The organism is Pseudomonas sp. JAI111 (genome assembly GCF_024809425.1).
GTDB lineage: Bacteria > Pseudomonadota > Gammaproteobacteria > Pseudomonadales > Pseudomonadaceae > Aquipseudomonas.
On the sequence record NZ_JANUCB010000001.1, the window covers coordinates 1469642 to 1482492 of the forward strand.

Genomic DNA, 12851 nt, shown 5'->3' on the forward strand with positions numbered 1-12851 from the left:
AGAAAAACCGTTACGTGCTGGTTTTATTTAACTTTAGCTTTGGCCAGGCGCTGATAGCGCACGGCCTCGACGAACACATCGGAATTGGCCGGATCATCGAGGTAAGCAAAGACCTGGTCCATGCTGTTGTCGATCAATACGCCGTCGCCGTCGTCGGTCTGGAAGCCTTCGCCACTCAGGACTTTTTGTCCGAGGGCCTGGTTGATCTGCTCGAGGTCGAGGTTATAGACCACCAGTTCGTGCTTATCGTTGAGCTCGAAACCCGCAATCGTGAAATGACCGCCGAACTGCGCCGGGACCTTCGCCGACAGGTACCAGCGGCTGCCATGGCGAGTCACGGTGAAGGGATAGGCTTCGCGCTCACTGGGTTTGGCCTTGAAATAGCTCACCGCCTGATAGCGATTGTCGCCCAGGCGCGTCAATTCCAGATTCATCGGCTCGCCCCAGGCGTTGGTGCTGGTCCATTTGCCGAGCAGACCTTTGGGCGCGGGTTCGCTCGTGGGCGCAGGCTCCTTGAAGGTCACCAGACAGCCACTGAGCAGCAGGAACGACAAGGCGATCACTACGACGCGCCAGGCTTTCATTCAACACTCCCTATGAACACACATCGCCCTGCGATCGTTCCCACGCTCTGCGTGGGAATGCCGCCATGGACGCTCTGCGTCCGCTTTGGACGTGACGCGGAGCGTCACGGGATGCATTCCCACGCAGAGCGTGGGAACGATCAGTTGCCTACACCGATGCCAATACCAAGTGCATGTACCGGGTGAGGATACCGAGCATTTCGGCTTCGGCCACAGGCTCGGCGTCGTTGAGCAGGCCCTGATATTCCATCCGTCCGATAATGGCCGTCAACACTTTGGCATCCTGTTGTGGCTCACGGGATCCCAATACTTCGAAAAGCTGACACGTTCCCTGCAACAGAATTTGCTGATGCGAGCGCACCAACAGCGCCAGGCGCGGGTTCAGCAGCGCTTCCTGGCGGAAGGCCTGTTCGGCCATCAAGTGTTCGCGTCGGTTGATCAGTTGCCGGTGAACATAGTCCGCCATCAACCGTGCGATGTCGTCCGCCAATTGCGAGCGGGACTCGGGGCTGCCGTCGCCGCTGACCACCATCTCACGCAGCAGGCCTTCATTGTTCACCCACAGCTTGGCCATGAACGCGGCGCTGCGTTCCACGTATTGCGCGAAGGTATCGGTGAGCAAGTCATCGATATCCTTGAAGTAGTAAGTGGTGGCCGACAACGGCACATTGGCCTCGGCCGCCACTGCGCGGTGACGCACAGCCCGCACGCCATCGCGCACGACAATGCGCATTGCCGCATCGAGAATCTCCTGTCGACGCTGCTCGCTGCCCTGTCGGCTGGCCTTGCGGCCTTGGTACTGAACACTTTCAGCGACTGCAGTGGCGACATCCGCTGCACCCTCTTGAGCCATTGCACGGTTCACGACAGGTATTCCTCACTTATTTCAAAAGTAACCATTTGATACGTTTGTACCAGACAGGCAATAAAAAGCCGCCTGTTTTAGGCGGCTTTTTAAATGAAACGTTTACGCTTGCGGCCGCATGTGCGGGAACAGGATCACGTCGCGGATCGACGGTGAGTTGGTCAACAACATCACCAGGCGATCGATGCCGATGCCTTCACCCGCCGTTGGCGGCATGCCGTACTCCAGCGCGCGAACGAAGTCGGCGTCGTAGTGCATGGCTTCGTCGTCGCCCGCGTCCTTGTCCGCCACCTGCGCCATGAAGCGCTCGGCCTGGTCTTCCGCGTCGTTCAACTCGGAATAGGCGTTGGCGATTTCACGGCCGCCGATGAACAGCTCGAAACGGTCGGTGACGCTTGGGTTTTCGTCGTTACGACGGGCCAGCGGCGAAACTTCGAACGGGTACTGGGTAATGAAGTGCGGCTGTTCCAGCTTGTGCTCGACCAGCTCTTCGAAAATCATCACCTGCAACTTGCCCAGACCTTCGAAGCCCAGCACCTTGGCGCCGGCCTTCTTGGCGATGGCGCGAGCCTTCTCGATGTCGGTCAGGTCGTCAGCGGTCAGCTCGGGGTTGTACTTGAGGATCGAGTCGAACACCGACAGACGCACGAACGGTTCGCCGAAATGGAACACCTTGTCGCCGTAAGGCACGTCGGTGCTGCCCAGAACCAGCTGCGCCAACTCGCGGAACAGTTCTTCGGTCAGGTCCATGTTGTCTTCGTAGTCGGCGTAAGCCTGGTAGAACTCCAACATGGTGAATTCAGGGTTGTGACGCGTCGAGACACCTTCGTTACGGAAGTTGCGGTTGATCTCGAATACTTTCTCGAAGCCGCCGACAACCAGACGCTTGAGGTAAAGCTCAGGCGCGATCCGCAGGAACATTTCCATGTCCAGCGCGTTGTGGTGAGTTTCGAATGGCTTGGCCGCAGCGCCGCCAGGAATGGTTTGCAGCATCGGCGTTTCGACTTCGAGGAAGTCGCGCTTCATCAGGAAGCTGCGGATGTGCGCAATCACTTGCGAACGCACGCGGAACGTCTGGCGCACGTCTTCGTTGACGATCAGGTCAACGTAGCGCTGACGGTAGCGTTGTTCGGTGTCGGTCAGGCCGTGGTGCTTGTCCGGCAGCGGGCGCAGCGACTTGGTCAGCAGGCGCACCTCGGTCATTTCAACGTACAGGTCGCCCTTGCCGGAACGGGCCAGGGTGCCAACGGCTGCAATGATGTCGCCCATGTCCCAGGTTTTTACCGCGGCCAGGGTTTCTTCGGACAGGGTTTTACGGTTGACGTAGACCTGGATGCGACCGGTCATGTCCTGGATCACCATGAACGAGCCACGGTTGAGCATGATGCGACCGGCAACCTTGACCGGGATCGCAGCCTCTGCCAGCTCTTCCTTGGTCTTGTCCGCGTACTGTTTCTGCAAGTCTTGGCAGTAGTTGTCGCGGCGGAAGTCGTTGGGGAAGGCATTGCCCTTGGCGCGCTCGGCAGCAAGCTTTTCCTTGCGCAGGGCGATCAGGGAGTTTTCTTCCTGTTGCAGGGCTTGCGGGTCGAGTTCTAGGTCGCTCATGTCTTTAAAAATTCCATCACAGGTTCGTTGCCCCCACCGATGGTGGGGGACTTAGGGTCTTGACTGACGGTTTACAGCCCTTGTTTGAGGCTCGCCACCAGGTATTCGTCGATATCGCCGTCGAGCACCTTGTCGCAGTCACTGCGTTCGATGTTAGTGCGCAAATCCTTGATTCGCGACGCATCGAGCACGTAAGAGCGAATCTGGTGACCCCAGCCGATGTCCGACTTGGTGTCTTCCAGGGCCTGGGAGGCGGCATTGCGTTTCTGCACTTCCTGCTCGTACAAGCGCGCCCGCAACATTTTCATCGCGGTGTCTTTGTTGGCGTGCTGGGAGCGTTCGTTCTGGCAGCTGACCACGGTGTTGGTCGGTACGTGGGTAATCCGTACGGCCGAGTCGGTGGTGTTTACGTGCTGACCACCGGCACCGGAGGAGCGGTAGGTGTCGATGCGCAGGTCCGACGGGTTGATGTCGATTTCGATGTTGTCATCGATTTCCGGCGACACGAACACAGCCGAGAACGAGGTGTGGCGGCGGTTGCCGGAGTCGAACGGGCTCTTGCGCACCAGACGGTGCACGCCGATCTCGGTGCGCAACCAGCCAAAGGCGTATTCGCCCTTGATGTGCACCGTGGCGCCCTTGATCCCGGCGACTTCACCGGCCGACAGCTCCATGATGGTGGCGTCGAAACCGCGTTTGTCGGCCCAGCGCAGGTACATGCGCAGCAGGATGTTGGCCCAGTCCTGGGCCTCGGTGCCGCCGGAGCCGGCCTGGATGTCCAGGTAGGCGTTGTTGGCGTCCATTTCACCGCTGAACATGCGACGGAATTCGAGTTTTTCCAGCGACTCGCGCAGGCGCTCGACTTCGGCAGCGACGTCATCGACGGCGGCCTGGTCTTCTTCTTCGGCGGACATCAGCAGCAGGTCTTTGGCGTCGGCCAGGCCTGAATGCATTTCGTCGAGGGTTTCGACGATCTGGGCCAGCAGCGATCGCTCGCGACCCAGTTCCTGAGCGTACGACGGGTTGTTCCAGACAGACGGATCTTCAAGCTCGCGATTGACTTCAGTCAGACGCTCATGCTTTTGATCGTAGTCAAAGATACCCCCGAATAGTTTCGGAGCGCTCGGACAGGTCCTTGATACTGTTAAGGATCGGGTTGATTTCCATGGCGGGCAGCACTCGTTGGCGAACTTTTGAAAGCCGGCGAGTATAACGTAATCAGGCTGTAACAGCAGCCCGCCTGGCGGCTTTAGGGGCGAATGGTTTGTACCGCTCCCACAATTCGAACCAAGTCGATCCTTATTCGATCCCCACCTGATTACGCCCATTGTTCTTGGCCCGATACAGCCCCTTGTCCGCCGCCGAAATCAGTTGCCGGCAATCGCTGCCCGGCTGCGGGATCATGGTCGACAGGCCGATGCTGATAGTCAGGCTTGAGCCTTCGGTGGGGGCAATGTGTGGAATCTTCAGCCCGGCCACGGTCAGGCGCAGTTTTTCCGCCACCAGTCGTGCACCGCCCGGCGTGGTATTGGGCAGCACCAGGGCGAACTCTTCACCCCCATAACGCGCCGGCAGGTCCGAAGGTCGCGCACTGGCATCGCGGATCGCCGTGGCGACTTTGCGCAAGGCTTCGTCGCCTTCCAGGTGGCCAAAGCTATCGTTGTAGGATTTGAAATAGTCAACGTCGATCATCAGTAACGACAGTTGCGTCTGGTCGCGCAACGAACGGCGCCATTCCAGTTCCAGGTATTCATCGAAGTGCCGGCGGTTCGACAGTCCAGTCAAGCCGTCGGAGTTCATCAACCGCTGCAACACCAGATTGGTGTCGAGCAACTGCTGCTGGCTGACCCGCAGGGCGCGGTAAGCCGCGTCGCGCTGCAACAGCATCATGTAGGAACGCGAGTGGTAGCGGATACGCGCCACCAGCTCGATGTTGTCCGGCAGCTTGACCAGGTAATCATTGGCCCCGGCGGCAAACGCCGCGCTTTTGATCAGCGGGTCTTCCTTGGTCGACAGGACAATGATCGGAATGTCCTTGGTCGCCGGGTGATTGCGGTATTCGCGCACCAGGCTCAGGCCGTCGAGGCCGGGCATTACCAGGTCCTGCAGAATCACCGTCGGCTTGATGCGGACCGCCTGCGAGATGGCTTGATGCGGGTCGGCGCAGAAGTGGAAGTCGATATTGTCCTCGCTCGACAACCCTCGGCGCACCGCCTCACCGATCATCGCCTGGTCGTCTACCAACAGCACCATGGCGGCGTTTTCGTCGGTTTTGAAGTCGTCGAGCTGTAAGTCAGTCATGTGCAGTCACCTGATTACTACTTGGGCCAGGATTGCTGTGAAAAGCCGTCATTTCGAGAAAACCTCCAGCAATCGGGGCGCTATCTTTTCCAGTGGGCGAATTTCCATCGCCGCCTCGATGGCCGCTGCCGCCTTCGGCATCCCGTACACCGCACTGCTGTTCTGGTCCTGAGCGATTGTCAGGTAACCCTGTTGGCGCATGAGTTTAAGCCCTTGTGCGCCGTCGCGCCCCATTCCGGTGAGCAAAACGCCTACGGCGTCACCGTTCCAGTAATTGGCCACACTCTCGAAAAACACATCGATCGAGGGGCGATAGATCTCGTTGACCGGCTCGGCGGTGTAGGCCAGCGTGCCGTTTTTCAACAAGCGGATATGGTGGTTGGTGCCGGCCAGCAGTACGGTGCCGGCCTGCGGCGGCTCACCTTCCTGGGCCAGGCGGACGTTCAGGCCGCTGGAACGGGCGAGCCACTCGGCCATGCCGGCGGCAAAAACCTGGTCGACGTGTTGGACCAGGACAATCGCCGCCGGAAAATCGCGCGGCAAGCCCTTGAGCAACACTTCCAGCGCCGCCGGCCCGCCAGCGGACGAGCCGATGGCAATCAGGCGCTGGCGGGAGGCGGAACTGCGCAACGGGCTAGGAGCCGATCGCTCCCGATTGCCCTTGTCACCAATCAGCCAGCCAATGTTCATGATCTTGCGCAACAACGGCGCCGCCGCCTCTTGCGCATTGCCGGCGCCGAGGGCCGGGGTGTCGACCACGTCCAGCGCGCCATGGCCCATGGCCTCGAACACCCGGTGCACGTTCTGCTGGCGGTCGACCGTGACGATGACGATGGCGCACGGGGTCTGCGCCATGATTTGCCGTGTGGCCTCGACGCCGTCCATGACCGGCATGATCAGGTCCATCAGAATCAGGTCGGGGGTATTCTCGGCGCAACGCTGCACCGCTTCCGCCCCGTTGCTGGCGACCCACACCACCTCGTGCGCCGGTTCAAACGCCAAGGCCCGGCGCAGGGCCTCTACGGCCATGGGCATGTCGTTGACGATGGCTATTTTCATGCCCGCGCTCCTCCGATGAGCTCAACCACCGCATCAAGCAGGGCGTCATCATGAAAACTGGCTTTGGCTAGATAATAGTCAGCTCCGGCGTCCAGACCACGACGCCGGTCTTCTTCTCGGTCCTTATAGGACACCACCATCACCGGCAGAGATTGCAGACGGTTATCCCGGCGCAACAAAGACACCAGTTCGATGCCGTCCATGCGTGGCATGTCAATGTCGGTGATCAGCAGATCGAAATCCTCCGAACGCAAGGCGTTCCAGCCATCCATACCGTCGACCGCAACGGCCACGTCGTATCCACGATTGAGCAACAGCTTGCGCTGCAATTCGCGAACGGTCAGCGAATCGTCGACCACCAGGATCCGTTTGCGTGCCGCTTCGACAGCTTGACTGCCGTGGCGGGCAATACGCTCCAGACGCCCGGTGTTGAGCAGTTTGTCCACCGAACGCAACATGTCCTCGACATCGACGATCAGCACCACCGACCCGTCATCCAGCAAGGCGCCGGCGGAAATATCCTGAACCTTGCCCAGACGCTCATCCAGCGGCAGTACAACCAATGTCCGCTCGCCAATGAACCGTTCGACCGCCACACCGTAAATCGCATCGCGCTCGCGAATCACCACCACTTTGACGGTCTGCTGACTGTTTTGGTTCGCCGGGCGCTGCAGCAGTTGACTGGCCGCGACCAGCCCAACGTGCCGACCGTCATGCCAAAAATGCTGGCGCCCCTCGATCTGAACAATGTCCGAAGGCTCCAGGTCGCACATGCGTTCGATGTGCGCCAGCGGAAATGCGTAGGCCTCGTCGCCGACCTCCACCACCAGACTGCGCACCACCGACAACGTCAACGGCACTTCAAGGTGAAAACGGCTGCCCTCGCCCGCGGTCTGTTCTAGGACCACTGCGCCGCGCAACTGACGGACCATGTGCTGAACCGCGTCCAGGCCAACGCCGCGCCCGGACACTTCGGTGACCGTGTCGCGCAGGCTGAAACCCGGCAGGAAGAGGAACGTCAGCAGCTCTTCCTCGCTCAATTGCGCGGCAGTTTCAGCGGGAGATAGCTGACGCTCGATGATGCTGCGCCGGACCTTCTCCAGATCGACGCCGTGACCGTCGTCGCTCAATTCCAGCACCAACAGACCGGCTTGATGGGAGGCGCGCAGACGAATCAAACCTTCTGGCGGCTTACCGGCCAGCAAGCGTTGCTCGGGAGATTCGATGCCGTGGTCGACGGCGTTGCGCAGCAGATGCGTCAGCGGCGCTTCAAGTTTTTCCAGCACATCACGGTCGACCTGGGTTTTCTCGCCCTCGATCTCCAGTCGTACCTGCTTGCCAAGACTGCGACCGAGGTCGCGGACCATGCGCGCTTGTCCGCCCAATACGTCAGCGAATGGCCGCATGCGACAGGCCAGCGCGGTGTCGTACAGCACCTGCGCACGCTGACTGGCCTGCCAGGCGAATTCATCCAGCTCGGCGTTTTTTTCCACCAGCAGTTGCTGGGACTCGGCCAGCAGTCGACGGGCATCATCCAAGGCTTCCTGGGCCTGGAGGCTCAAGGAATGCTCCTTGAGGTGGACATTCAGGCTTTCCAGGGCGCGCAGGCCGTTGTTCTGCAGGCGTTTGAGGCGCTGCATCGTGGCCAGGTGCGGCTTGAGACGCTGGGTTTCGACCAGGGATTTGCTCGACAGGTCGAGCAGGCTGTTCAACCGTTCCGCGGTGACCCGCAGCACGCGCTCGCCATTGTCAGTGGTACGTCTGTTCTTGCGCGGCGGATCGACGGGGGCAACCGATGCAGGCTCGACGACCGGAACGAACACCTCGACGGCGGCCGCTTGCGGCTCAGGCGCGGCCATGAACGGTGCGATTGGCGTGCTCATGGGCGCAGCCAGCGCCAGCGGATCCAGCAATGCCGCCATCAGCGTCACGTACACGTCGATTTCCGCCGGGGTGGGCGCCTGGGCCGGCGTCGCAATCCGCATTAGTAAATCGGTGCCTTGCAGCAAGGCGTCAATGTGCTCGGGACGCAGGTACAGGCGCCCTTCCTGCGCACTGACCAGACAATCCTCCATCACATGGGAGACGCTGACCCCGGCATCGACGCCGACAATCCGTGCCGCGCCTTTGAGCGAGTGGGCGGCGCGCATGCACGATTCCAGGTGAGCGGCCTGGGTCGGATCGCGTTCAAGCGCCAGCAGGCCCGCGCTCAACACCTGGGTCTGGGCCTCAGCTTCGAGGCTGAACAATTCCAGCAAAGAGGAATCACGCATTTGCTCGGGGGTCATGCGAGGCTCCGGGTCACGGCGGACAACAGCTGTTCTTCATCCAGCCATCGCAGGCTGCGCCCCTTGAATGGCAACACGCCTCGCGTGTATTTGCCGCTGGCCTGGGTGCCGGACTCCGACGCGGCATCAAGGATGCGCTCGTCGATGGCGTGAATCCCGTCCACTTCATCCACCGGCACCACAACGGGCCCGCCGTGAGCGGCAATGATCAGCATCCTCGGCATCACCCGCGTGCCGGACGCCACGTTGACGATGCCGGTGCCGTCGAGCCCCAGCAACTCCACCAGCGACAAGCACGCGACCAACGCGCCGCGCACGTTCGCCACGCCGAGCAACGCTCGGGAGCGCTGGTGCGGCAAGGAGTGAATCGCTTGCAGCGGCGCGACTTCCACCAGCGTGCGCGTGGTCAGGCCCAGCCATTCTTCGCCGAGACGAAACATCAACAGCGAGCGGGTTTTCACGTCGGTTTCGACCACTGCCCGGACCTGCTCGCGGTCGTCCTGCTGCAAGGCGTAGCGATCCAGCAAGCGGGTGGCCGCGGCGGAATACACCGCACAATTACGGCAGTGAATGTGTTCGATCAGCAGCGGGCAGGACTTGTCACCGTGGATACCGATGCGGTTCCAGCAGTCGTCGATGGCCTGGGCATCTTCATGGGTGAGGCTCAAGGTGTCGGAGGCGCTCATCGTTTACGCTCACTGTCGGCGCGTCCGTTTCTGGCGGCGCGGTCCTGCAATCGTCGGGCACCCGCCGTGTCGCCCAATGACTGCAGCAAGGCAGCCAGGTGCATCAACGCGTCGGGATGTTGCGGTTCGAGGTACAACGCTTTGCGATAAAACCCTTGGGCCTGCAGGACATTACCGGCGACATCGCTGAGCAGCCCCAGCCAGTAAAACACCTGGGCCACGGGTTCATGTTGATCCAGATAGCGTTCACAGGCATCACGTGCTTCGGCACTTTTACCTTCGTTGGCCAGGGCGGCGATGTTCGCCAGCAACGCGGCAGCGTCCGAGGCTTTCGGGGTGACGGTCGGCGGTGTGAGGGTGGTGAACGGACGATTGCGCACCGGCGCGGGTGTCACGCTGCGTACGGGTTGGCGCACCGGCAATGGCGTCGGAACGAAAACAGGCAGCGACTCCCGCACCGGCGTGTTTTGGCGACTGAAGGCAAACGACTGCGCAATGCCAATCGAGCGCATGCCAAAACGCCCCAGCAAACTGCCTTCGGCCGGTCCGATAAACAGCACGCCGTCGACATGGGTCAGGCGCTTGAGGACTTCAAAGACTTGCTGCTGGGTCGGCTGGTCGAAATAGATCAGCAGGTTTCGGCAAAACACAAAATCATAAGGCGGCTCGCTGGTCAGCAACGCCGGATCGAGCAGGTTGCCGACTTGCAGACGCACCTGTTCCAGCACTCGCTCGCTGAGGCGATAACCGTCGCTTTCCACGGTGAAATGCCGCTCGCGAAACGCGAGGTCATGACCACGAAATGAATTTTTACCGTACAGCGCGCGCTTGGCTTTTTCCACCGACAGCGGACTGACGTCCATGCCTTCGACTTTGAACTGATGCGGCTTTAGCCCGGCATCGAGCAAGGCCATGGCGATCGAATACGGTTCTTCGCCGGTGGAACACGGCAGGCTGAGAATCCGCAGCGCGCGCATGTGATTGATCTCGGCCAACCGCTTGATCGCGAGTTTCGCCAAGGTGGCGAAGGATTCCGGGTAACGGAAAAACCAGGTCTCGGGGACGATCACGGCCTCGATCAACGCCTGCTGCTCGTCTTGCGAACCTTGCAGCGTGTGCCAGTAATCGTCGGCCGTCAGCGCCTGGGACGCGGTGCAGCGCTGGCGCACCGCGCGCTCGATGATCGCCGGGCCCACCGACGTCACGTCCAGGCCAATTCGTTCTTTGAGGAAGTCGAAAAAGCGCTGGTCGCTGCTCATGGCCGCCCCTCAAGCAACGCCAGGTCCATCGGTGGCGAGGGAAACAATAGCGCGCGCACCTGTTCATCAAGCAAATCGGCCACCCGCACCCACTGCATCAAACCCTGCGCGTCTTCACGCACCGGCCCCAGATAAGGTGCCTGGCGATTGTCCAGGCCGTAGGGCTTAAAGTCCGCCGGGTTGCAGCGCAAGGTATCGGTCGCCTGCTCCAGGATCAGCCCGAGCAAGGTCGAAGGCGTCACATCGTCCGGCCGATAGTGCACCAGCACCAAACGCGTGCTGGTACGGGGCTGCGCCGGTTGGCCGAACGTCAGCGCACTGAGGTCGATCACTGGCACCACTGCGCCGCGATAGGCAAAGACCCCTGCGACCCAGGCGGGCGCTTTGGCAATCGGTTTCAATGGCAGGCGCGGCAACACTTCAGCCACCTCGATCGCCTGCAAGGCAAAACGCTCGCTGGCGATGCGAAACACCAGGAACAACACCTGCTTCGCGGGCATCACCGCGCCACGCTTGAGCGCCAGTTCGCTCATCAGACTTTGAATCGCGAAACGCCGCCACGCAGCCCAATGGCGACCTGGCTCAACTCATCGATCGCGAAACTGGCCTGACGCAGGGACTCGACGGTCTGGCTGCTGGCATCGCCCAACTGCACCAGCGCATGGTTGATCTGTTCCGCGCCGGTGGCCTGCGCCTGCATGCCTTCGTTGACCATCAACACCCGCGGCGCCAGCGCCTGGACCTGATGGATGATCTGCGACAGCTGCTCGCCGACCTGCTGCACTTCGGACATGCCGCGCCGCACTTCCTCGGAGAACTTGTCCATGCCCATGACCCCGGCCGACACCGCCGATTGAATCTCACGCACCATCTGTTCGATGTCGTACGTGGCGACGGCGGTCTGGTCCGCCAGTCGCCGTACTTCAGTGGCGACCACGGCAAACCCGCGCCCGTATTCGCCGGCCTTCTCGGCTTCGATGGCGGCGTTCAGGGACAGCAGATTGGTCTGGTCAGCGACCTTGACGATGGTCACGACCACCTGATTGATGTTGCCGGCCTTCTCATTGAGGATCGCCAGTTTGGCGTTGACCAGATCCGCCGCCCCCATCACCGCGTGCATGGTCTCTTCCATACGCGCCAGCCCTTGCTGCCCGGAACCGGCCGCCACCGAGGCCTGATCGGCGGCGGTGGAGACTTCGGTCATGGTGCGCACCAGGTCACGGGAAGTGGCCGCGATTTCACGGGACGTCGCACCGATTTCAGTGGTGGTGGCGGCGGTTTCCGTGGCGGTGGCTTGCTGTTGTTTGGAGGTGGCGGCGATTTCCGTCACCGAGGTGGTGACTTGCACCGACGAGCGCTGGGCCTGGGACACGAGCGAGGTGAGCTCGGTCATCATGTCGTTGAAGCCGGTTTCCACCGCACCGAATTCGTCTTTGCGTTCCAGGTTGAGGCGGCCACTGAGGTCGCCGGTGCGCATGATTTCAAGGATCTCCACGATCCGGTTCATCGGCGCCATGATTGCGCGCATCAACAACAACCCGCAGAAGCCCGCCGCCAGAACCGCGACCAACAGGGAAATGCCCATGATGACTTTCGCGGTGACGACGGCGGCATCGATGTTGGCGATGTCCTGGTCGGCCACCACTTTGTTTTCCCGAATGATGTCATTGAGTTTCATGCGACCTGCGGTCCAGGCCGGGGTCAATTGCTCGTTGAACATCTTAATGGCGTCAGCGTCCTGATTACGCTTGCGCAAGTCGAGCACCGCGGCCAGGACCTTGTTGTAATTGTCATAGAGCTTTTCAAATTCGGCGTACTCGACCTTGTCTTCATCCGTGGTGATGGTGCCGCGATAGTTACTCATCTGCTCGTGCAGACGCGCCTCAAAGGTTTTGAAGTCTGCGGCATCTTGAGTGCTGATGCCCTGCCCTTCCCTGAAACCAAGCATTTCCTGGGTCTGGATGAAACTGTCGACCCAGGCACCACGAATCATGGCGCTGTAATACACCCCGGGCAGCGCGTCCTCACGAACACTGGCTTCGCTGGTCTCGATCTTCAGCAACCGGGAATACGAGACGACGACCATCAACAGCATGATGGCGATGATTACCGCAAAGCTCGCCAAGATGCGTTGGCGCAACGTCCAGTTCTTCACAGTCAGTCCTCGGAACAATTCAAATGCTGCGCAGTATAGCCGAGGGTGT

11 protein-coding genes are annotated in these 12851 nt (G+C 60.8%); all 11 read right to left on the reverse strand.

Annotated elements, in window-relative coordinates:
* Positions 1-23 precede the first annotated feature (23 nt).
* The 11 genes from HNR03_RS06970 to HNR03_RS07020 all read right to left on the reverse strand — a co-directional run bounded on the left by HNR03_RS06970 (position 24) and on the right by HNR03_RS07020 (position 12802).
* Positions 24-584, reverse strand: a complete 561-nt coding sequence (locus tag HNR03_RS06970) for a hypothetical protein (protein ID WP_259151773.1) — start codon at positions 582-584, stop codon at positions 24-26.
* A gap of 148 nt (positions 585-732) precedes the next feature.
* The gene (locus HNR03_RS06975) at positions 733-1449 is read right to left on the reverse strand and encodes a TetR/AcrR family transcriptional regulator (protein WP_222589939.1); all 717 of its coding nucleotides are present in this window, start codon (positions 1447-1449) and stop codon (positions 733-735) included.
* Positions 1450-1551: 102 nt separating this feature from the next.
* Positions 1552-3054, reverse strand: a complete 1503-nt coding sequence (gene lysS / locus HNR03_RS06980) for a lysine--tRNA ligase (RefSeq protein ID WP_222589938.1) — start codon at positions 3052-3054, stop codon at positions 1552-1554.
* A gap of 71 nt (positions 3055-3125) precedes the next feature.
* Positions 3126-4221 (reverse strand): peptide chain release factor 2 gene (prfB, locus tag HNR03_RS06985; RefSeq protein WP_095920368.1). Its coding sequence is split into 2 segments (ribosomal slippage): positions 3126-4148 and positions 4150-4221, totalling 1095 coding nucleotides; the frame shifts between segments, so codons are not numbered across the junction.
* Between the two features lie 132 nt (positions 4222-4353).
* Entirely contained in the window at positions 4354-5355 is a 1002-nt protein-coding gene (locus HNR03_RS06990; protein ID WP_222589937.1) for a diguanylate cyclase domain-containing protein, read from the reverse strand.
* A 48-nt stretch (positions 5356-5403) separates the two neighbouring features.
* Positions 5404-6414: a chemotaxis response regulator protein-glutamate methylesterase gene (locus HNR03_RS06995; RefSeq protein ID WP_259151774.1), complete on the reverse strand. Its 1011-nt coding sequence runs from the start codon at positions 6412-6414 to the stop codon at positions 5404-5406.
* Positions 6411-8702: a hybrid sensor histidine kinase/response regulator gene (locus tag HNR03_RS07000; RefSeq protein ID WP_259151775.1), complete on the reverse strand. Its 2292-nt coding sequence runs from the start codon at positions 8700-8702 to the stop codon at positions 6411-6413. The genes HNR03_RS06995 and HNR03_RS07000 overlap by 4 nt, the downstream gene beginning before the upstream one ends.
* Positions 8699-9388: a chemotaxis protein CheW gene (locus HNR03_RS07005; RefSeq protein ID WP_259151776.1), complete on the reverse strand. Its 690-nt coding sequence runs from the start codon at positions 9386-9388 to the stop codon at positions 8699-8701. The genes HNR03_RS07000 and HNR03_RS07005 overlap by 4 nt, the downstream gene beginning before the upstream one ends.
* Positions 9385-10647 (reverse strand): CheR family methyltransferase, encoded by a 1263-nt coding sequence (locus tag HNR03_RS07010; RefSeq protein WP_259151777.1) that lies wholly within the window; start codon positions 10645-10647, stop codon positions 9385-9387. The genes HNR03_RS07005 and HNR03_RS07010 overlap by 4 nt, the downstream gene beginning before the upstream one ends.
* Positions 10644-11180, reverse strand: a complete 537-nt coding sequence (locus HNR03_RS07015; protein ID WP_259151778.1) for a chemotaxis protein CheW — start codon at positions 11178-11180, stop codon at positions 10644-10646. The genes HNR03_RS07010 and HNR03_RS07015 overlap by 4 nt, the downstream gene beginning before the upstream one ends.
* Positions 11180-12802, reverse strand: coding sequence for a methyl-accepting chemotaxis protein (locus tag HNR03_RS07020; RefSeq protein WP_259151780.1), 1623 nt, complete (start codon positions 12800-12802; stop codon positions 11180-11182). Before HNR03_RS07020 ends, HNR03_RS07015 begins: the two co-directional genes overlap by 1 nt.
* Positions 12803-12851: the final 49 nt, after the last annotated feature.

What these genes read in the sequence shown, in the direction of transcription:
- HNR03_RS06970 (WP_259151773.1), bottom strand. Translation starts at nt 584, where the DNA reads ATGAAAGCCTGGCGCGTCGTAGTGATCGCCTTGTCGTTCCTGCTGCTC.
- HNR03_RS06995 (WP_259151774.1), bottom strand. Translation starts at nt 6,414, where the DNA reads ATGAAAATAGCCATCGTCAACGACATGCCCATGGCCGTAGAGGCCCTG.
- HNR03_RS06990 (WP_222589937.1), bottom strand. Translation starts at nt 5,355, where the DNA reads ATGACTGACTTACAGCTCGACGACTTCAAAACCGACGAAAACGCCGCC.
- HNR03_RS07010 (WP_259151777.1), bottom strand. Translation starts at nt 10,647, where the DNA reads ATGAGCAGCGACCAGCGCTTTTTCGACTTCCTCAAAGAACGAATTGGC.
- lysS (WP_222589938.1), bottom strand. Translation starts at nt 3,054, where the DNA reads ATGAGCGACCTAGAACTCGACCCGCAAGCCCTGCAACAGGAAGAAAAC.
- HNR03_RS07005 (WP_259151776.1), bottom strand. Translation starts at nt 9,388, where the DNA reads ATGAGCGCCTCCGACACCTTGAGCCTCACCCATGAAGATGCCCAGGCC.
- HNR03_RS07015 (WP_259151778.1), bottom strand. Translation starts at nt 11,180, where the DNA reads ATGAGCGAACTGGCGCTCAAGCGTGGCGCGGTGATGCCCGCGAAGCAG.
- HNR03_RS07000 (WP_259151775.1), bottom strand. Translation starts at nt 8,702, where the DNA reads ATGACCCCCGAGCAAATGCGTGATTCCTCTTTGCTGGAATTGTTCAGC.